Source organism: Synechococcus sp. KORDI-100 (genome assembly GCF_000737535.1).
Lineage (GTDB): Bacteria > Cyanobacteriota > Cyanobacteriia > PCC-6307 > Cyanobiaceae > Parasynechococcus.
Genome location: NZ_CP006269.1, coordinates 994,209 through 1,013,914, shown reverse-complemented (window position 1 = coordinate 1,013,914; position 19,706 = coordinate 994,209). Strand labels below are relative to the sequence as shown.

At 59.9% G+C, this 19,706-nt stretch carries 22 protein-coding genes; 7 read left to right on the top strand and 15 right to left on the bottom strand.

The window, feature by feature from the left end; all coding sequences use genetic code 11:
* The first annotated feature begins 1 nt into the window (after nucleotide 1).
* Nucleotides 2-892, top strand: coding sequence for a ferredoxin:protochlorophyllide reductase (ATP-dependent) iron-sulfur ATP-binding protein (bchL, locus tag KR100_RS05090; protein ID WP_038543726.1), 891 nt, complete (start codon nucleotides 2-4; stop codon nucleotides 890-892).
* Here bchL and KR100_RS05085 read toward each other — a convergent pair whose 3' ends face one another.
* The 3 genes from KR100_RS05085 to psaM form a co-directional block, all read right to left on the bottom strand.
* The gene (locus KR100_RS05085; RefSeq protein WP_038543723.1) at nucleotides 893-1,843 is read right to left on the bottom strand and encodes a protochlorophyllide reductase; all 951 of its coding nucleotides are present in this window, start codon (nucleotides 1,841-1,843) and stop codon (nucleotides 893-895) included.
* 69 nt (nucleotides 1,844-1,912) lie between these two features.
* A complete protein-coding gene (locus tag KR100_RS05080) occupies nucleotides 1,913-2,269 on the bottom strand; it encodes a hypothetical protein (RefSeq protein ID WP_239420414.1) in 357 nt (118 codons plus the stop codon).
* Between the two features lie 73 nt (nucleotides 2,270-2,342).
* On the bottom strand, nucleotides 2,343-2,447 hold the full coding sequence (gene psaM, locus KR100_RS05075; protein ID WP_156097917.1) for a photosystem I reaction center subunit XII: 105 nt from the start codon (nucleotides 2,445-2,447) through the stop codon (nucleotides 2,343-2,345).
* An 84-nt stretch (nucleotides 2,448-2,531) separates the two neighbouring features.
* Between psaM and KR100_RS05070 the strand changes: the two genes are divergently transcribed.
* The gene (locus KR100_RS05070; RefSeq protein WP_038543718.1) at nucleotides 2,532-2,999 is read left to right on the top strand and encodes a CRR6 family NdhI maturation factor; all 468 of its coding nucleotides are present in this window, start codon (nucleotides 2,532-2,534) and stop codon (nucleotides 2,997-2,999) included.
* 4 nt (nucleotides 3,000-3,003) lie between these two features.
* On the opposite strand, the gene KR100_RS05065 is transcribed toward KR100_RS05070, so the two are convergent.
* A complete protein-coding gene (locus KR100_RS05065) occupies nucleotides 3,004-3,780 on the bottom strand; it encodes a sulfite exporter TauE/SafE family protein (protein WP_081858954.1) in 777 nt (258 codons plus the stop codon).
* 36 nt (nucleotides 3,781-3,816) lie between these two features.
* Here KR100_RS05065 and KR100_RS05060 point away from each other — a divergent pair, with 36 nt between their 5' ends.
* Nucleotides 3,817-4,560 (top strand): protein ligase, encoded by a 744-nt coding sequence (locus KR100_RS05060; protein WP_038547994.1) that lies wholly within the window; start codon nucleotides 3,817-3,819, stop codon nucleotides 4,558-4,560.
* Here KR100_RS05060 and KR100_RS05055 read toward each other — a convergent pair.
* The gene (locus KR100_RS05055) at nucleotides 4,503-5,756 is read right to left on the bottom strand and encodes a site-2 protease family protein (RefSeq protein ID WP_038543714.1); all 1,254 of its coding nucleotides are present in this window, start codon (nucleotides 5,754-5,756) and stop codon (nucleotides 4,503-4,505) included. The genes KR100_RS05060 and KR100_RS05055 overlap by 58 nt on opposite strands.
* A 70-nt stretch (nucleotides 5,757-5,826) precedes the next feature.
* On the opposite strand from KR100_RS05055, the gene KR100_RS05050 reads away from it, so the two are divergent.
* A complete protein-coding gene (locus KR100_RS05050; protein WP_038547993.1) occupies nucleotides 5,827-6,492 on the top strand; it encodes a phosphoribosylanthranilate isomerase in 666 nt (221 codons plus the stop codon).
* 65 nt (nucleotides 6,493-6,557) lie between these two features.
* Here the strand turns inward: KR100_RS05050 and folE are convergent, their stop codons facing one another.
* The 6 genes from folE to KR100_RS05020 all read right to left on the bottom strand — a co-directional run bounded on the left by folE (nucleotide 6,558) and on the right by KR100_RS05020 (nucleotide 11,863).
* Nucleotides 6,558-7,355, bottom strand: a complete 798-nt coding sequence (gene folE, locus KR100_RS05045) for a GTP cyclohydrolase I (protein WP_038543712.1) — start codon at nucleotides 7,353-7,355, stop codon at nucleotides 6,558-6,560.
* Between the two features lie 9 nt (nucleotides 7,356-7,364).
* Nucleotides 7,365-8,072, bottom strand: coding sequence for an SDR family oxidoreductase (locus KR100_RS05040; protein WP_038543710.1), 708 nt, complete (start codon nucleotides 8,070-8,072; stop codon nucleotides 7,365-7,367).
* A 24-nt stretch (nucleotides 8,073-8,096) separates the two neighbouring features.
* A complete protein-coding gene (locus tag KR100_RS05035; RefSeq protein ID WP_038543708.1) occupies nucleotides 8,097-9,086 on the bottom strand; it encodes an acetyl-CoA carboxylase carboxyltransferase subunit alpha in 990 nt (329 codons plus the stop codon).
* Between the two features lie 10 nt (nucleotides 9,087-9,096).
* Nucleotides 9,097-10,137: a long-chain acyl-[acyl-carrier-protein] reductase gene (locus KR100_RS05030; RefSeq protein WP_038543707.1), complete on the bottom strand. Its 1,041-nt coding sequence runs from the start codon at nucleotides 10,135-10,137 to the stop codon at nucleotides 9,097-9,099.
* Between the two features lie 111 nt (nucleotides 10,138-10,248).
* A complete protein-coding gene (locus KR100_RS05025; protein WP_038543705.1) occupies nucleotides 10,249-10,968 on the bottom strand; it encodes an aldehyde oxygenase (deformylating) in 720 nt (239 codons plus the stop codon).
* A 76-nt stretch (nucleotides 10,969-11,044) separates the two neighbouring features.
* A complete protein-coding gene (locus tag KR100_RS05020; protein WP_038543703.1) occupies nucleotides 11,045-11,863 on the bottom strand; it encodes a creatininase family protein in 819 nt (272 codons plus the stop codon).
* Between the two features lie 69 nt (nucleotides 11,864-11,932).
* Between KR100_RS05020 and KR100_RS05015 the strand changes: the two genes are divergently transcribed.
* From KR100_RS05015 to pgeF, 3 genes are read left to right on the top strand one after another with little or no spacing between them, the layout of a single operon-like run.
* On the top strand, nucleotides 11,933-13,192 hold the full coding sequence (locus KR100_RS05015; RefSeq protein ID WP_038543702.1) for a S1 RNA-binding domain-containing protein: 1,260 nt from the start codon (nucleotides 11,933-11,935) through the stop codon (nucleotides 13,190-13,192).
* Nucleotides 13,189-14,070: a Tab2/Atab2 family RNA-binding protein gene (locus KR100_RS05010; RefSeq protein ID WP_038543700.1), complete on the top strand. Its 882-nt coding sequence runs from the start codon at nucleotides 13,189-13,191 to the stop codon at nucleotides 14,068-14,070. Before KR100_RS05015 ends, KR100_RS05010 begins: the two co-directional genes overlap by 4 nt.
* A 5-nt stretch (nucleotides 14,071-14,075) precedes the next feature.
* A complete protein-coding gene (gene pgeF / locus KR100_RS05005; protein ID WP_038543698.1) occupies nucleotides 14,076-14,867 on the top strand; it encodes a peptidoglycan editing factor PgeF in 792 nt (263 codons plus the stop codon).
* On the opposite strand, the gene KR100_RS05000 is transcribed toward pgeF, so the two are convergent.
* From KR100_RS05000 to KR100_RS04990, 4 genes are all read right to left on the bottom strand, one after another.
* Nucleotides 14,852-16,522: an NAD(P)/FAD-dependent oxidoreductase gene (locus tag KR100_RS05000; protein ID WP_038543696.1), complete on the bottom strand. Its 1,671-nt coding sequence runs from the start codon at nucleotides 16,520-16,522 to the stop codon at nucleotides 14,852-14,854. The two genes, pgeF and KR100_RS05000, sit on opposite strands and share 16 nt — an antisense overlap.
* 51 nt (nucleotides 16,523-16,573) lie before the next feature.
* Nucleotides 16,574-16,714, bottom strand: a complete 141-nt coding sequence (locus KR100_RS15650) for a hypothetical protein (protein ID WP_156097916.1) — start codon at nucleotides 16,712-16,714, stop codon at nucleotides 16,574-16,576.
* Complete coding sequence (locus tag KR100_RS04995; RefSeq protein ID WP_156097915.1) at nucleotides 16,714-18,171, bottom strand: hypothetical protein; 1,458 nt, start codon at nucleotides 18,169-18,171, stop codon at nucleotides 16,714-16,716. Before KR100_RS04995 ends, KR100_RS15650 begins: the two co-directional genes overlap by 1 nt.
* A gap of 279 nt (nucleotides 18,172-18,450) precedes the next feature.
* Nucleotides 18,451-19,701: an amino acid ABC transporter substrate-binding protein gene (locus KR100_RS04990; protein ID WP_239420413.1), complete on the bottom strand. Its 1,251-nt coding sequence runs from the start codon at nucleotides 19,699-19,701 to the stop codon at nucleotides 18,451-18,453.
* Between the last annotated feature and the right edge of the window lie 5 nt (nucleotides 19,702-19,706).

Sequence of the window (19,706 nt, the reverse complement as noted above, 5' to 3'; positions counted from 1 at the left end):
CATGACCACGACCCTGACGCGGCCGGCAGACGGTGAAGGCAGTGTGCAGGTCCATCAGGACCCAGCCCTGAACATCCAGGAGGAAACCCTGGTGATCGCCGTCTATGGCAAGGGTGGGATCGGCAAATCCACCACATCGTCCAACCTGTCTGCCGCCTTTTCGAAACTGGGCAAGCGGGTGCTCCAGATCGGCTGCGATCCCAAACACGACAGCACCTTCACCCTCACCCACAAGATGGTGCCGACCGTGATCGACATACTGGAGGAGGTTGACTTCCACAGCGAAGAGCTGCGTCCGGAGGATTTCGTGTTCACCGGTTTCAACGGTGTGCAGTGCGTTGAAAGTGGCGGCCCACCAGCTGGAACAGGCTGTGGGGGCTACGTCACCGGGCAGACGGTGAAGCTGCTCAAGGAGCACCACCTGCTGGAAGACACCGACGTGGTGATCTTCGATGTTCTCGGCGATGTGGTGTGCGGCGGCTTCGCGGCTCCCCTGCAGCACGCGAACTACTGCCTGATCGTGACGGCCAACGATTTTGACTCGATCTTCGCGATGAATCGAATCGTGCAGGCGATTCAGGCCAAGGCCAAGAACTACAAAGTGCGTCTCGGTGGGGTCGTCGCCAATCGCTCAGCGGACACCGACCAGATCGACAAGTTCAACGCCCGCACGGGGCTGCGCACTATGGCCCACTTCAAGGATGTGGATGCAATCCGGCGCTCACGCCTGAAGAAATGCACCATCTTCGAAATGGACGACGACGATGAAGCCGTGCAAGCGGTGCGCCAGGAGTACCTGCGGCTTGCCCAGAACATGCTGGACAAGGTTGAACCCCTCGAGGCCACCTCTCTCAAGGACCGAGAGATCTTCGACCTGCTGGGCTTTGATTGATCAGAGCCCTACAAGACGAAGCGAGAGGTCCCACACCCGTTGGGCCGTCTCGCGATCTGTGGCTTTCTCTGACAGTTCCTGGCTGAATTGCTGACCGTCCTTGGTCTGGCGATTGCCCCAGCTCCAGTGGACTCCGGACTCCGCGAAATCCGGATCCGCAACCACCTGGGCAACGCGTTCACCAGCCAGGGACTGAGAGACGTAGCCACCTGTGATGTTCTTCTGGAACCAGGGGAAGATGGTTTGAAACGCTTTTGGCGTATTTCGGAAGAGCGGGGTATCGGCAACACATCCGGGGTAGAGAGAGGTGAAGGTGATCCCCGTCTCTGTGTTCAGACGCCTGTGCAGTTCCTGGGTGGTGATCATGTTGCACAGCTTGCTGTCTTTGTACGCCTTGCCGGGCTTGAACGGCTTGCCGCTGGCCATGCTGATCGGATCCTGGAAGCCGGCTTCGAATCCAGAGAGATCTCCGAGATCAGCGGGGGCAGGGATCGGGATCTTGCCACCCAGCTCCTTGGAATTGGCCGTCACCGTGCCGAGGATCACAACACGCCTGGACGGATGATTGGAGCTCCGGATCCGATCCATGAGCAAGTGAATCAGCAGGAAATGACCGAGGTGATTGGTCGCCATCGAGATCTCGTACCCCTGCGGTGAACGCTCCGGCTGCTTCAACTTCGGCTTGTAGACAGCGGCATTGCAGACCAATGCGTCCAGCGTGGCTGGCAGACCGGCAACAGCGGCACGCACACTGTCGAGATCACCGAGATCCATCAACACATGGTTCAGACGCTGCTTGGGGAGATCCAGCGCATCAGCGGCAGCGGCAGCACGCTGTGGACTTCTGTTGGCCGTGATCACCGTCCACCCCTGGTTCACGAGGGCACGGGTGGCATTGAGCCCAACCCCTGACGTTGTACCGGTGATCAAAACTGTGCCGGGGGTCCCCATCTGGACAGGCGATTGAACGAGGTCAGTCTGCTGTTCCGCAACACAAAGCTCCGCTGGCGGTTATGAATCTCAGCGCCAGATGATTCGTACGCGATTCGGCGCGATCCATTGGTCCTGCTCTCCGAGCAATCGTTTTTCGCCGCCGATGCTGAACAACCGGTCGAACCGCTGTTGAAGCGATTGCAGCTTGGCCGTCTCCACGGTGACGACAGCGTCGATTTCACTGTGGCGGTCGAGCCGCTCCTGGTAGGCACCCGAAAGTCGCACGATGCTGACGCACCCCAAAACCACCAGCCCAAGCTTCACGGCAAGAGCCATCACGCTGCAGTGCAGCTCCCTTTGGTCGGTCTGCTTCTGAATGGATGCCGCCAGGGTGGCGGCATCCACGGCTGACGAAGGGGGTCGTGGCGCAGTTGACGAAGCCAACAGCTGAACACAGAGTCCCGCTTCTAACGCAGCGGATCCTTGCTGCCAAGGCTTTGATTCACCCTTTGGAAGATCAGGCTTCGTACAAGCTGATCGAAAGCCTGAGCGCCAGCACTGCAGCGTGGGCAGCGACCACAAGGGCAATGAAAATTTCAGCCGAGGTGAGGGCGGTGTCCATGGAAGCGCTTGCTGGAAACGACCTCATTGTTCTGCACAGACACCACGGCACGCCATCATTCGCAAAGGCCTGTCACACCAGAGCATGGATCCGGTTCTGATCAACGCCGCGGCCATCCGCCAACTGGACCTCAGCCCGTTGGCCGTCAGCATGGATCTGCCCCTGACCGAGCTGCTTGATCGGGGCCCAGTGGTGGAGCTGAGGTTTGATTGGCCCCGTGATCCGGAGGATCCGCGCGAGCTGGCGGAATGTCCAGAGCCGCGTCTCTGGGCCCTGCGGGCGGATGCCCGATTCCCATGGTTGCCACTGTTGCTTGAGCGTGACCACGGCAGCCTGATCCGCCACGTGGCGATGGTCGTCCCCCACGAGTTCAGCCGAACGGAAGGACTGCGTTTCGAGCCACAGGCTCTGGAGCTTTGGATCACCCACCGGCTAATGCAGCTCGATGATCTCTGCCGTAACCATGGCCGCTCAATGCGAGGCAATCTGTCCCAGATGGCTGCCGCCCTGGGTTATGAGCTCGACGACAGCTTCTGGTCGCTGTTGATCTGAACCCTCAGCCCAGCCAGAGCTGCAGGGCCCGTCGACTGCTGTCGATGGCCAGCACGATCGCGAGTCCCCTCAGAAGGCGCACCAGAAACTCTGAATCGAATTGATCAAGGCGACTGGACGTCCATCGGGCCGCCAGGGCAGCCACCCCACCGAGAAGGAGTCCTGTCAAAGGCTCACCCGTCCCCTCATGCAGGAACTGAAGGGACGCCGCCGTTGCCGAACAGAACACTGCCAGCGTGCTGAGCCGAACAGCGGCATGGATGGGCACACCCATCAGCCCATTCATCAAAGGGACCATCACCAAACCGCCGCCAAGACCCAACATCCCAGCGGTCCAGCCCGCAATGCAGCCCGCTCCTGCCAGAAACGGCGCCTTCTTCTCCAATTCCTCAGTTTCTTCGTCGCTTGTCACCTCCTGTTCCGGACGCACGCGCACGGCAAACGCCAGGACGACGTAGATCAGCGTCTGCAGTGCCACGAGCAGCCAACCGGAAACCCCTCCTGCCAAACCACCGAAAAGCAGAGCAGCCCCGAACGCGGCCAGACCAATCGCCAGGCCTGATCGCTGCGGAATCGTGCCGCTGCGCAGGTGCGTCAAAGCTCCCGAGAGGGCTGTCGGAACAATGGCGAAACTGCTGGTAGCCAGTGCCTGGTGAGGCGGAAGGTCCAGCAGGAGAAGCAACGGCGCAAAAATCAGTCCGCCACCGATTCCCAGAAGACCTGCCAACCCGCCAGCGAACAGCCCCAAGGCGATCAGAACAGGAATGTCCCACCATGGCAGCTCAAGCACAGGGTCATGTCGATCACGACCTCCAGCATGACGAGTCGAGGATCAGCGGGACGGTGGCTGCCGATGCTGTGCGCCGATGGCCATGGGCAGATGGCTCTCGACACGCTGTTACTGGAGCGAAGCCTGACGACACCAGTGCTTCGCTTCTATCGCTGGGACGGCCCCTGGCTGTCGCTGGGACGGAACCAGAGCCAGTGGCCCAGTCACTGGAATGAGCTGGCCAACAGCGGACGCTTGTCTATGGTCCGCCGGCCCAGTGGTGGCCGGGCTGTGCTGCATTGCGGTGGCCTCACCTATGCCCTGATCTGGCCGCAAGCACCGCGACAACGTCACCAGGCCTACCGGCGAGCCTGCCAGTGGTTGATCCATGGCTTCCAACAGCTCGGAGAGTCGCTCCGCTTCGGTGATGAGCCAGCCCAGGACGAAGGCAGCCATTGTTTTGCACGCTCGACGGCTGCCGATCTGGTTGACGCCCGAGGGGTGAAGCGCATTGGCAGTGCCCAGCGCTGGCTGCACGGGCGGCTTTTGCAGCATGGTGAGATCCTGCTCGACCCTCCTGAAACTCTCTGGCAAGACGTCTTCGGAGAAGCAGCTCCTGCCAGAGCCCCCGTCTCGATTCCCCGCCATGGCCTGGATCAGCATCTCTTGCAGTCGCTGCAGCGCGCCTGGCCGACACTGACTTGGCAGGAGCAGCCGCTGGACGATCAGGAACGTCAGGCGCTGTCTCGGGCCAGATCGGCCTCGGAGGCCTGCATGGTCTCCACCACCTGAGGGAGCATCACCAAACCCAGCGGATAGGCATTTTGCTTGCGAGCTTCATCGAGAATCGGGGCAGGCAGGCGGACGCCAAGTTTCTGCAGCACCGCTTCTCCCACATCCATGCGATCGATCGTCCCTGAGGGGAGACCTGCAGGACTGAACACCAGCAGCCTTCCATCTGGAGCCTGTTCCAGAGACTTCACGGCTTGCCAGAGAGGGGCTTGATCAGCGATGGACGGCAAGTCCTCCAGGGGTTTGAGGTGATCCTCAAGACGCTGACGATCCCATTGCTGAACGGGCAGATCACGCAAAGGCTGATCATCCACCCATCCGATCCAGCGACCGGCGCGGCAGACCAGAACCCAATCAGAGCCTCGCTGACCTTCGGCGTCCTGAAGCCGCATCTGACTCAATCGACGAAGCGGTTGATCCGATTCAAGGACTCGGAAGCGACGGCTGGTTGCCTCCGCCACGGAGACGTCCTGAAGGACTTTCTGAAGCACCAGCATCTGGGTCTGGCCTCGATTGGCGCCCAGGCCAAACCACCCCAGCAGCATCAACCAGAGACCACCGCCACTTTTGGCGACGAGGAACAGATAAAGGCCGAGAACAATCGCCGTCAGGGCGAGCGCCCGCCCTGACGCTGTGGCGACCTGCACACCACGGCTGCGGCTGCCGGTGAACTGCCAGACCAGGGATTTCAGGATCAAGCCCCCATCCAATGGCAGGCCTGGCAACAGGTTGAACAACGCCAGAACCAGATTCAGCCCCCCCAGCTGGCTGCACAGATTGGCCAACAGAGGATTGACCGGCTGGATCGAAGGAGCTGAAAGCAGCAGCACTCCCGCCAGGATCAAACTCACCAAAGGGCCGGCGGCAGCCACACGCAGGGAGCCCATCGCGGTGCTGCATTCCTTTTCGACCCGGGCCACACCACCCATCAGAAACAGGGTGATGCTGCGCACTTTCACTCCCTCATGGAGAGCCACGAGCGAATGCCCGAGTTCATGGAGGAGGACGGAGACGAACATCAACAGCGCGGTCAGCAGCCCGAGTCCCCACGTCACAGCAACGGCCAGACCTGCGCCAACACCTGCCGCCAACTGGGCCTGGAACATCACCGTGGTCAGGGCCAGGATGACAAACCAACTGGGGTGAACCCGCAGAGGGATGCCGCGAATCTTCAGTAGCTCCCAGCCCTCTCCCACGTCAGTATCCGTTGATGTCGCCTCAGCGACGATTGTCACCCGATCCTAGGGAGGGCACACGTTGATCTCCTTGCGCGAAAACCGATCCAAGCCCGCCGTGAAAATCTGCGGCCTCACGGATCCCGAGCAAGCCCTCTCTATCGCAACGATCGGCGCCGATGCCATCGGAGTGATCGGTGTCCCAGGAACCCCGCGGTTCGTTGCAGAACCACTGCGTCGGAACCTGTTCAAAACATTGGAACAGAACGCAGACGACGTAAAGAGGGTCTGGGTCGTGGCCGATCTGGCTGACGATTCGCTCGACGCTGCCCTCGGCGGCGATGGAACGCCCACGGTGGTTCAGCTCCACGGAGGGGAATCACCGGAGCGGTGCCTGGCACTGAAGCAGCGTTACCCGCAGGTGGATTGGTGGAAAGCCTTACGGCTTCGGTCATCCAAGGATCTGCACAGCCTGGAGCGTTACGCGCAATCCGTGGATGCACTGCTCCTGGACGCCTGGAGCCCTGATCAACTCGGAGGAACGGGACACCGGCTGTCTCTTGATGGTCTGGGTGCGATCAGGCTGGACCTGCCCTGGTGGCTTGCCGGAGGAATCAGCGCCGAATGGATTCCGGAACTGCTCAGTCGAGTCAACCCTGATGGACTTGATGCCTCCAGCCGGTTGGAAGACTCTCCAGGCAGGAAAAATCTTCAGAAAGTGAAGGATTTGATCGATGCTGTTCAACTGAATCGTTGATGTTGATTCAGCCGTTGTGAATCAACATCAGATCAAACCAGGAACATTCAGAAACGATCAATCCATCAAGTACTCAAAAGAGCTTCCTGTTGACGCACCAGCTCAAAGAATTCCTGTTTGAGGCTGGGATCGTGACGAAAATCTCCTCGAACCACCGAATTGACCATGCTGGTCTGGGGCTCTCGGACACCCCTCCATTTCATGCAGTAGTGCTGAGCCTTGATGATGATTCCGAGGCCTTGTGGTTCGCAGAGTTTTTCAATTTCGTCGGCCAGAATCATGACCGCTTCCTCTTGAATATGGGGCCTTGAAAACACCCAATCCGCCACACGAGTAAACTTGGAGAGACCAATCACGCGGGATCCGGGTTTGATGCCGATCCAGCAGTTCCCCATGATGGGAACCAAGTGGTGGGAACAGGCTGAACGCACCGTAATTGGGCCAACGGTGTAAATCTCATCCAACCGCTTCACGTTGGGGAAGCTGGCAACTTTGGGTTGAGCGTGGTAGCGGCCCTTGAACACCTCATGGAGATACATGCGAGCAACACGCTCAGCCGTCTCATGGGTGTTGTGGTCGTTATCGATATCGATCACCAAGCTACGCAGCAGTTCGCGAACCCGGTCCGCCACCTCCACTTCCAGCTGCGCGAGCTCTCCTGGCTCGATATGAGCGGAAACGTTGTCGTTCGCCAGGAACGAAACCCCAGCCTCCTTGAGGCGCTCACGGATACGGACTGAGATGGCTGTCTTCAGGTCGGATTCGCGGCCGTTCGCAGCGCTCTGAGCATGGCCGTTGCCGTTGCCGTTGCCGTTGCCGTTGCGGGCAGCGCCATTGGAGACGAAGGGGACAGTAGAAGTCATTAGGAGTCTTCAGAAGGCGCCGATAGACGGCATCAGAGTGAGGTCTTCGATGACCTGATTGGTGGGTTGCAGAGCCAGATGCACCAGGGCATCGGCTGCTTGATCGACGGTGAGCATGGCACGACGATCGAAATCACTTTGTACGGTTTCTTCGTCCCAAAGGGATGAATCCACAGCACCGAGAGTGAGCGTGCAGGCACGAATGCCGTGGGTTCGCTCCTCGGCTGACAGGCAGCGGGTGAAACGAACCAGGGCAGCTTTGCTGACGCTGTACGCCCCCCATTGCGGGAATGCGTTGTGAGCAGCGTGACTGCTGACGTTGATCACCAGTCCACCCTGGGAGCGCATGGACGGAACCACCGCGGCACACACCTGCATGACGCTGGTGAGGTTGAGCTGGAGCATCCACTGCCAGCGATCCAGCGGCATGGCCAGCAGATCACCTGTGTAGGCAGCGCCGGCGTTGTTGATGAGGACTGAGGGTATGTGACCCTCGCTCAGCAGTTGGGACATTGCCGGAGCAATGGCTGCCGGATCCGTGAGATCAGCGGGCACACAATGAATCGACCCAGAAACCCCCTTGAGTTCGCCCCTGAGGGTCTCAAGCTGCTCTCCGCTGCGTGCGGTGAGCAACAGGTTCCAGCCCTCGGAGGCCAGGAGTTCGGCCGTGCGTCGCCCGATGCCACGACTTGATCCAGTAATCAGGGCCGTCGGCAAACTTGGTCAGCAAACGCTCACACCTTAAGCAGCCAGTTTGGTCGTGTGTGACTCATTTTCAACAAAACGCCCCATTGCGCGGAATTTGCGATAACGGGCTTCCCTGAGCTGTTGATCCGACAATCGGAGCAGCTCACCAAGGTGCCTCTCAAGGGCGGCTCTGAGAGTCTGGCCAGCCTCGAGTGGCGCCCAGTTATTGCCGCCAGAGGGTTCAGGCAGAACTTCATCCACCACCCCGAGGTCCAGCAGATCCGAGCCTGTGATTCGCAGCGCTTCCGCGGCCTCCGGAGCCTTGGCAGCATCGCGCCAGAGGATCGATGCGCAGGCCTCCGGACTGGCAACGGTGTACACGCTGTGTTCAAACATCAGCAGCCGATCAGCGACTCCGATCCCGAGGGCACCACCCGAACCTCCCTCGCCGATCACTGTCGCAATCACCGGCACCCTGAGCCGGAACATTTCGCGGAGGTTCACCGCGATGGCCTCACCCTGTCCTTGCTCCTCCGCCTGCAGACCGGCGTAGGCGCCTGGTGTATCAATGAAGCTCAGGATCGGCAACCGGAATCGGTTGGCGTGATCCATCAGCCGAAGAGCCTTGCGGTAGCCACCCGGGGTGGCCATGCCGAAATTCCTCGCCACGTTTTCTTTCGTGTCTCGCCCCTTCTGGTGCCCAATCAGCAGCACGGGCTGATCACCCAGCCGGCCCACACCGCCAACGAGCGCCTGGTCATCATTCCCGCGGCGATCACCGTGCAACTCAATCCAGTCGTCACAGAACATCTGGATGAAATCCAGGGTGCTTGGCCGATGGGGGTGTCGAGCCACCTGAATTTTCTGGGCCGGTGTGAGTCCCTGGAAGATCTCCTGGCGCCGTCGCTCGGCCAACGTCTCAAGCTGCAGCAATTGCTGACTGACGTCCACTTCGGAATCACGAGCCAGCTGACGGATCTGATCAATCTGCTGCTCCAGCTCCACCAGAGGCTTTTCAAACTCGAGAAGGGGGCGTCGGGGCATGGCGGCGGGATCAGGCGGCGGCGGCGTGGAGCTTGGACTGCAGATTCAGGGTTGAAAAACCATGACGTACAGATGCCGCTCCGATGAAATCCATTTTCTCGAGAGTGATGTTGTTCCTCCCCCAGCTGAAGTTTGTGTGGCACTGCTCGAATTCAAGCAGCATGGCCTCTGCAAAGCAGGCAAACATCTGCCTCTGGGGCTTCTCCATTTCGGCGATTTCCATCATCGACCAGCCGATATCCCGACAGAACTCGACGATGCCGCCCTTGAGAACATGGATATCGCCGCCGGCGACCTTGGCATCCAGATTCTTTGGATAGCCCCCATCAATCATCAGACAGGGCTTGCGCAGGCTGTCTTGGTCGATCTGCAACGTGCGCGGCATGCTGGCCACCCACACCACCACATCAGCCTCCGGCAGAGCCTCGTCCAGACTGAGGACACGCCCGCCCCCGAGTTCCTGCTGAAGGTCGACCAGGGGTTGTTGCTGGCGAGCGACGAGAAGCAGCTCGCCCACACCGGTCCGAGCCGTCAGCCAGCGACAAACCGCACTTCCGATGTCGCCTGTGGCACCGACAACCGCCACCTTGGCCTTGGTCAGGTCGATTCCCAGCGATGGCGCATTGTTTTCAACCTGGCGACAGATCACCCAGGCGGTATGGGTGTTGCCTGTGGTGAAACGCTCCCACTCCAGGGTCGTGCTCCGCACGGTCTTGTGTTGAAGCAGATTGAAGTTCTCAAAAATGATTGAGGTGAATCCGCCGAGAGCCGTGATGTTGATGCCTTTTTTCTGGGAGAGCTCCATGGCGTTCAACACCTTGCGCCGAGCTGTTTTGAAGCGACTCAGCATCTCCGGCACGAAGCATGAATCGATATAGGCACCCTTGATGCGGGTTCCCACCGGACTCGTGACCTCGACGTGTTCGACCAACTGCGGAGGGGCACTGCACCAAACGTCCAGATCACCGTCTGCGATGTGGTCGAACCCGAGTTCCAGCGCCTTGCGGCGGGCTGCCTCGAAACTCGTGGAGTGTCCGATCAGACCAAACATGCCGCGCGGTGAAATTCCATGGGAGCAGTCCCGACCGCCCATGCTCCCACGGCGAGAGGTTGGGGACGTACGTGCCCCTTGGGGAACCGGCTTGACACCGGGACCTGTCGATCAGATCGACAAGGCTGCAGCAGCCATGCGAGCAATCTCGCGGGAGCTGAATCCAATTTCAGACAGCGCTTCCTGGTAGGCGATCAGGAAGTCCTCGATCAGATCCTCTTTTTCCATGTGCAGGACTGCTGCATCAGCGGCCACCTCTTCCAGCATCGAGCGGATCAACGGAAGGTTGGCTTTGTTGGCCTCGAACAGCTCGTCCTTGCTGGCCTCGAAATTAGCCTTCAGCCATTCCTGGCCGTAATTTAGATGGGTGTATTCGTCCTTTACCACCCCCTCAGTGATCTTGCGGGCGAAAGGATCGGCGACAGGGATGTAAATGTGATACGCCGAGATGGCAAAAGCCTCAATCAGGAGTGCCTGAATCAGCAGGCAGGTCACCACCTTGCCCTCCGTCATCGCTGCCTGGAAATTGCCATGAAGGGGCTCGAAAAAGGTTTTTGCAAACGCCATGTCCGCCTCAACGCCGAGGTTTCGTCCACATGAGGTGAAGCCCTTCATGTGCTTCATCTCCATGCGAGCCAATCGGGTGAGTTCCTCAGCCTGATCGGGAATCAGTGTTCCCAGAGAGATGTAGTTGTCATGAGCTTCCTGCTCCCCCTCAATCACGATGGCGTTGATGCGGCTGTATGCGTCCTTGTAGGCAGCGGTTGTGAAGTCCGGCAGTGCATCCTGGCCCTCCATCACAGCAGCCGTAGGTGCATTGAGGGTCGTCATAGAACGGAGCTCACCACGTTTTGTGGATCTGAGAATAACCAGCATTCCCAAACTCTTGGACCTCAGGGTTCTCAGTTCAGGACGCGTCGAGTCTTTTCTTCGGTGGCCAATCGGAGTTCAGCAGCGACTCCAGAAGTGTCTGCCAGTGGTCCACAAGTCGATTTTCGAGGGCTTCACCAAGGGCTGCTGAGGATTCGCGGCTATCGCCGATCACCCCTGTCTCACTGAGATCCGACGTCAGCCAGGCACAGGGTGCTGCCCCTTCCAGGGACCATCCGTGCGGAGGCTGAGAGACCTGCCCGGAACGGTGGAGACCGTCCACAGGGCGATCGGTACCCACGAGATCCGGGGCGAGATGCAGCATCAGGCTGGTCTCAGCCAGGCCGGCATGGAGCCCCTGTTCCAGTTCCTCCCTGGGTATCAGGGTGTCGAGACCATCGACTCCGCTCCAGAGGAAACAGGGAAGGACGGCCATCGAAGCGGCTCGTCGGCGGAGCTGGCGGGCAGCCACCTGAAGCAGGGCAATCTGTCCTCCATGGGCGTTGAACAACACCAGCCGCTGGAACCCCATGGCTGCCAGTTGCGAGCCGACGCTCTCAAGCAGATCAATCAGCAGGTCTGCAGGCAGGCTGAGGGTGCCTGGGAAATCGCCATGCTCAGGAGAAAAACCAATGGACTGCGCTGGTAATCGCCAGATCGGAAAGTCCGCTGGCAGGCGTTTCAAAACCGCATCAAGAATGCGATTCGCGAACAGGGCATCGGTGTTCAGAGGCAGCTGAGGCCCGTGCTGTTCAAGGGCTCCCATCGGCCAGACAATGGTTGAACCAGGACGCTGGGCTGCAGCCAACGCTTCGGGCTGTCGCAGGTGTTCGAAGCGGCGATCAGGCAGGCCCATCTACGCATCGAAGGAGTAGGCATTCTCGCCCTGACTGTCAGACTGATCGATCGATGACCCCGATGGTCCATGGCGTCAGCCGGCAGTCCGCAGCCCAACAGGCCCAAGGCAGCGAAACCGGCTGCCGATACAACCCGCAAGCCGCTGCAGGTGATGCAGATCAATCGGCGGCAGGAAGAACAGGAACGCCTGGAGCGCGAGGCCGCCGAGGCCAGGAAGGTTGCCGAAGCCGCTGCTGAAAAAGCCCGCCAACTCGAAAAGGCTGCCGGGCTCTCGGCACCGACGCGACCCTTCGACGCTGCACCGGCGGACTCACTGGCTGACGACGAGCGCTTCGACATGGGCGCCATGGATGGCATGACCATGGCTGATCTGCTCGGCGCGCCGGATCAGAACGCTTCCCGTCGGCAGCAGGACGCAGGAGGCCCACGCAGTGTTGATGATTTCGACTTCGATGAGGATGCGTTTCTCGCAGCCCTCGACGAGAACGAACCGGTTGGCACCACAGGAGAGGTGGTCAAAGGCAAGGTGATCGGCCTGGAGAGTGATGGCGTCTACGTGGATATCGGAGGCAAGGCACCTGGTTTCATGCCCAAAAGCGAAGCCGGCCTTGGTGTGATCACCAACTTCCGCGAGCGGTTTCCAAAGGGACTCGAAGTGGAGGTCCTGGTCACACGCGAGCAGAACGCCGATGGCATGGTCACCATCAGTTGCCGGGCTCTGGCACTTCGCAAGAGCTGGGACAAGGTGAAGGAGATGGAGAAGCAGGGCCTTGTCGTGCAGGTGATCGTCAACGGCTTCAACCGTGGCGGTGTCACCTGCGATCTCGAAGGACTACGGGGCTTCATCCCCCGCTCCCAGCTCCAAAACGGTGAGAACCATCAGGAGCTTGTCGGCAAGACCCTTGGAGTTGCCTTTCTTGAGGTGAACTCGGAAACCCGCAAACTTGTTTTGTCTGAAAAGCGAGCCGCCCTGGCTGCCCGTTTCCAGGAGTTGAAAGTCGGCGAGCTGGTGGAGGGTCAGGTTGCCGCTGTCAAGCCTTATGGGTTGTTCATCGACCTGGGCGGTGTCAGCGGTCTGCTGCATCAGTCCGTCATCACCAATGGCAGCCTTCGCTCCATCCGAGAGGTCTTCGATCAGGGGGACCGGGTGAAGGCGATGATCACCGAACTGGATCCGGGCCGTGGCCGAATCGGTCTGAACACTGCTCTTCTGGAGGGTCCTCCGGGGGAACTGCTGGTGGAGAGAGACAAGGTGATGGCTGAGGCCGAAGACCGTGCCGCCCGTGCCCAGAGCGTGCTTCAACAACAGGACCAGCCAGCTGAATGACAGCCCCTGCCAAGACAGGATCGGACTGGGAGCTCGACTTCTATTCCCGTCCGATCCTTGAGGAGGACGGGCGCAAGCGCTGGGAACTGCTGATCACGACAACGCCACCGGCGTTCGGCAGTGAAGGCAGCTTCCAGTTCGTGCGGAGCTGTCCGTCCGGCGAGGTCAATTCCCTGTGGCTGGCGGCGGCCCTGAAGGACGCCATCGCTGATGCTGAGACCGGGGGATGGGGCCGCCCTCTTCGCCTGCGTTGCTGGCGCAGCTCCATGCGCACCATGGTGCAACGGGCCGCCGCAGAGCTGGATCTGGAGATGATTGCCAGCCGGCGCACCTATGCCCTGCTCGATTGGCTGACGGAACGCGAGCAACTGGTCTATCCCCAGGAGAAGGGATTCATGGCTGGCCCACTGGCCCCGCCTCCCGCCACGGTTCCAGCCCCACCGGTGCCGCTCCCAGAAGCCGCCCAGGGGGACGCCTGGAGCTGGGCGGCCCTGCCGGCGGGATTGCTGCGGGAAGCCAACACATGGCCGATGGATTTCAGCGGCCTGATCCCCGTACCGGAGGGGATTGACGATGAGGCATCCGTTCCAGGCCTGCGCCTGTTTAGCCAGTCCCGGGCCTTGGCGGTTGCGGGATGGCTGGGAGGTCTGGAACCGGTGAGGCTGATGCTGGACCGACGGCAACTTGTGCTGGAGGCCGGTCAGGACGACCGATGGCTGGTGAGCGATCTCGAGGCTCAGGCCGCCGACGAGATCGACACGGCGTTCAACAGCGCCAGGGAGCAGGTGAAAGGGCTCCAATTCATCGCCATCCAGACCACTCCTGAGCAGCAGTCGTTTGCCGGTTTCTGGATGATGCGTGATGTGCCCATGCCCTGAGGACCTTGACCTGCAGCGATCCGTTCCAGCAACCCGACAGCAGCTTCAACACCCTTGAGGGCTGGACATGGGTGGGCTGTTACGGCGGCTATTACCTGCAGTCCAATCTGCTAACGGACGAAGGGTTCGAGCATGGCTTTTTCACCCGCCGCTGGCATGGCCGAGGGCCGGACGAGCTGGTGGGCTACGTCAGCGCTGGGGTGAGTGTGCACAGGCCTCAGCAGATCCACAGCGGAATCGTGCTGAACGCCAGCGTGGCGGCCCGGGCGCCCTGGCCGGAAGCAGACGGATTGGTCAGCGATGCTGGCGGCCAAAGCCTCTGGGTTTGCGGGGCCGATTGCACACCGGTGCTGATCGCCGATCCAGGCAGCGGGCACGCAGCGGCCTGCCATGCCGGCTGGCGAGGCGTGGCCGCGAAGATCCTGCCGGCGGCCATTCAGCGTCTGGAATCCCTGGGTGCCAACCGTGAGGCGTTGTTGGTAGCCCTGGGACCCGCCGTGAGCGGGGAGCGGTATCAGGTGGGAACGGAGGTGGTCGAGGCCATCTCCGCCGCGATTCCAGGCGATGCTGACCGTCTTAAAAGTGAAGCCATCCTGCGGGATCAGCATCCGGGGAGGCATCGCCTGGACATCCGAGTCGCCGCCAGGTTGCAACTCCAGAGTGCGGGAATCGCCAGCGAACGCATCGCCCACTGCCCGCTCTGCACCGTTGGTGAGCCCGACCTGTTCCACTCCTGGCGACGGGATCAGGTGAAAGCAGTGCAATGGAGCGGAATCGTGAGTCAGGCGGCTGATTGAGGAGCTGTCTGAACAAGTTGTCGAGCCACCGCTTCCGCGGCCCTGATGCCATCGATTCCAGCCGAAAGAATCCCTCCGGCGTAGCCGGCTCCCTCACCGGCAGGGATCAGCCCACGGGTATTCAGAGATTCCATGTCCTGATCCCGTGGAATGCGGACCGGTGAAGACGTGCGCGTTTCAACTCCTGTCAGGACAGCATCGGGATGGTCGTAACCCGGCAAACGTTTGGCGAAGACCGGCAAAGCCTCCCGCAACGCAGCAATCAATGCTTCCGGCAAGGCCTGCGCCAGATCAGCAGGGGCAACCCCTGGCTGATACGACGCCTCAATCTCGCCGAGATGGATGGAAGGCCGCTGCGCCAGAAAATCCTCCAGGCGCTGGGCCGGCGCCGCATACGTTGCCCCGCCCAGCTGAAAAGCGCGTCGTTCCAGATCCCTTTGCAGGGCAACCCCTGCCAAGGGATCTCCGGAGAAGCGTTCATAGGGGGCAAGATCCTCAGGCTCCAGATTCACCACCAACCCACTGTTGGCATTGCGTTCGTTGCGGGAGTGTTGACTCATTCCATTGGTCACGACCCGGCCCTCTTCCGAGGTGGCGCCCACCACAAATCCGCCGGGGCACATGCAGAAGCTGTAGACACACCGCCCATTGCTGGCGTGGTGCACCAGCTTGTACTCAGCCGCGCCAAGGCGGGGATGCCCGGCCATGTCCCCCCAGCGCGCCTGATCAATCAAGGGCTGGGGATGCTCGATGCGAACCCCCACGGAAAACGGCTTGGGCTCCAGTTGCACGCCAACCTCCTCCAGCATGGCGAAGCAGTCACGGGCTGAGTGCCCCGGCGCCAACACCACATGACGGCAACCAAGCTCCTCCCCATTGGCCAGTCGTACCCCAGCGATCTGCTTCGGTTTGCCGGCCGCACTGCCGCACAGCAAAAATCGGTCAACACGGCAGCCGAATCGCACTTCACCGCCTAAGGCCTCGATTCGCGCACGCAGCCCTCTGACGACCGTCGCCAACTTGAACGTGCCGATGTGGGGGCGATGGACCGTGAGGATGTCTGGGTTGGCACCACTGGCGACCAGCTCCTCCAGCACCTTGCGGCCGTAATGCTCAGGATCACTCACCTGGCTGTAGAGCTTGCCATCGGAGAAAGTGCCGGCACCCCCCTCGCCGAACTGAGCATTCGACTCTGGATCAAACCGCAAACGGCCCTGCCAGAACCCGAAGGTTTGCTGCGTGCGTTGCTTCACCGGCTGGCCGCGCTCCAGCAGCAGAGGACGAAGGCCCATCTGGGCCAGAAGCAGTGCCGCGAAATAGCCGCATGGTCCGGCACCGACCACAACGGGGCGATCATCAGGAACCGCAGGGAACCCCTCCGATGCGGATCCCAAAAGGCGATAGCGCTTGTCTGGAGCAGGGCGCAAGCGCGCCTGTTTGCCTCTGCGCCGCAGCAGAGACGCCTCCCCTTTGACACGCACATCAACGCTGTAGATCAACTCGATCCGATCCCTGCGGCGTGCATCGACACTGCGCTTCACCAATCTGTGCCCAATCAGCCGTTCAGGCGGGATACGCAGACGCCGCAGCAACGCCGACTCAAGATCCTGCGGCTGGTGGTCGAGTGGGAGCCGCAACTCGCTGAGGCGAAGCATCGCGATGCAGCAAGACCTTCCAAATCAACGTAGGTGGGTATCGGGTTGAACTCAACATCCGGAGGAACGCAAGATCCGGTTGAACGCAACATCCAGTTGATCCCAACAACGGAAACCCGCCGCAGGCATCACCGAACCGATGACACTGACGGCGGGTTGGTTCAACACTCCGTTGAGGAATCCATCACGCATCAGATCACCGGCAACTCGAAACTGGTGGAGAGCTGGCTTTGCAGCCCAGGGGCAACATCTGAGAGCGCAACGGTCTTGCTGATATCCACCAACTCAATTTCATTGGACGCGATGGACCATGGACCACCTTCCCAGAGAGGACCGACATTCCAGTTCTTCTTGATACCCCATTTGTTGACGCGAACACTGGCCGCAAGCAATTCAGCTTCAGCATTCACATCGGTGTTGATCGAAGCGGATGCACTGGCAGCGATGATCGGGTCGGCTTCAACAGTGACTGAAATCTTTCCATCGTTGTTTGCATCACGGAACTGGTTGTTGGAGAGCAAGTCGTCGTCGAAAATATCGTGCTTGCGGGTGCTGCCTTCAACGATGGCGTAAACGTTCGGTTTCAGCGCGACGTTGGCATCGTAATCAATACCCGCTTCAATCCCCACGGTGGCATCGAGCAGAGTTCCCGATGCACGCAAGGCCCCACCCCACACCGACTTGTTAAATGTCAGTGGGATCCCGAAATAACTTGCAACCTGACCCAGTGACATGTCCAGATCGACCAAATTGGACGATCCACTGACGCCGTAGGCGACACCATCGCCAAAACCCTGACTCCAATCCTGATCACTGCTAATGGAGCCAGGAACAGATGCCAGAACAGAGGCATCGCTAATCCTTGGCAGACGAGCTGTTGCGGAGAGGGCTCCAATATTGAAATTCTTGGAATAACCGCTACCGGTGATGTCACGCGTATCGAGATCAACCAAAGACCGCTTCACATTCACATTGGTCTTCAGTGACGACAGCAGATTGCCCGTTTGACCGGAGGCAAGCCAGACGTCGTACCAGAGTTTCAAGCTGGGATTCAACTTGACCTGGCCTACAGCATCGAGATTCAGATAGGCATAGGGCAATTCCAGATTGATTGATGGGTCAAAGGTGGTGGCGCTGAAGGACAAACCATCGGCATCAAGGCTCACCTCAGCATTCAAACTGCCTTCAATTGAAAATGAACCCAAACCATAACCGGCCTGCAGATCCAAACCTGCCTTTAATTTGTTATTGCCTGTTTTAAATTTCAAACCCGCAACACCAGCACTGGGGTTGAAATTCACATTGGACAGGTTTTTATCAACACCAAGAAATTTACTGTAACTCTTCTCGTTCGCCACACCTAGGAAGCTGCCAATATTCCAGGTCCTATCAATTCCAACATTAAAGGAGCGAGTCATGGCTCCAAGTTGAGTTGCCGCACCAAGATTCGTTGACTGCAGCACACCAGTATTCAAAACTGTTTGTGGCAGATTCAGCGATGCTGCTGAATTCACAGGCAGTGCATTAACGACCTCAGCAGCAGCGGCAGGCTGGGAGGAAGAAACGGTTTGACGTGGCATCGTGAATCCAGGGGAAGCCTGGATGGTTGTGGCAGGATTTGCAAGGTTGCGGCGAGGAATGAAGGTCATGATTGTGGTGGTTTAGGAAGATTTAAACGGTCAGAAACCTGTTGTTTTTGTAGGTTTCTCTCCGACAAACACACCATCGCAAGATCAATCGCTGTGCTCATTGATCTCCTTCAAGCAAACCTGTGATCTTGCTCACAGGGCTCGATTCATGCCCCAGGCACGCACATCAATGCTCTGCTTGAGCGACACAACCCGCCCGAAGCCGCGGTCCAGAGGCAGGGGACGTTGGCTTAGTCACAGCCGTCGCCACCACCCCCAACAGATCCCTGGATCAGACAGTCATCCCCTGAGCAATCCAGCCGACGCTGAACCCGAGGGGGCCTGAGCTGGCATCAGGCGGAAATCACTCGCCGCTGCTGGAATTCGAAGCGACTTGCTCTGCTGACGCAACTGGAAGCCTTCACAGAGAGGAACGGGTTTGGCATCTGGATCCACCCAGCCCATGGCATCCGGTGTTCCCTCACTGGACAAGGGCGGTGGTGCCGTCCCAGCGAGGGCCAGCACGCGAGCCGTGTCGTAGCCGGAGGCCTCAAGCAACGTGGGCTGATCTCCCCAGCGCGTTTCGAAGGCTTTGGCAAAGGACGACCAGCCCTCACCGCGAGCTGCATGCATCAGACCGAGTTGTTGCCAAGGCTGTTCAGACACCTCGGCCAGCACGGTGCTGCCGCTGATCCACACCCAGTTGGGGACCGCAGGGAGTTCAAGGCCGAATTCAGCCTTGCGCTGGGCATCCCGAAGTTTCTGGGCCAGCTCACCGTTGGGGTCCGCAGCAACCACCATGGTCGGAACACGGGACCAGAGCATGTCCTCGGAGAATCTCTGGAACGCCGCTTCATCCTCCGGGTCAACCGACTGGATATCGCTGCTCGTGTAGGACTTCACGCCCCCACCGGCATCAAAAAAGAGGTCAACGAAGGTCTCGACTTCCGACGATTCCAGGGAATCAGGATCGCGAACAACCATCGCCCAGTCCCAGCCTTTACCCAGGGAAGCCGCAGCAATGGCCTCGAGATCCTTCCTGCGCGATGGAACCAAAGGCCAGAGGCGGTCGCTGCCTTCCAGTCCAGCCAGGCGTCCCAGCGATGAACCGCGCTGAAACGGCAGTAGGACACTGAGGTCCCTGGCTTTCGCCAACCTGCCAAACGCCCGCAGGTCAGCCCCTGGCGGTGCCACAAGCAGTTGCTGGTTGGCAGCCTCCGGAAGGACGTCAGACGGGGATGTGTCAGGGGGGAGACCGATCCAGGAGGACGACGGCGGCGTCACAGAACAGGCTTTGACACTGTCCTCACCGACCGTGAAGCCACGCAGGAATTGTCGACGCAGCTGCTCATCTCCAGGACCGAATGGCAACATCACGGCGATCCGTGGTTGATTCAGGCCGCTGGTCACCAGGGATTGACAGCTGATCAAGCTGGAAGCAATGCACGTCCAGCTCAGCAGTGGCCATCGCTTCAGCCGTCGTGCTCCACTCCCGATCAGCTCCTGCAGAGCACCAATCCTTGAAGCCAACACCGAGCGTTTGGGTGACATGCTGG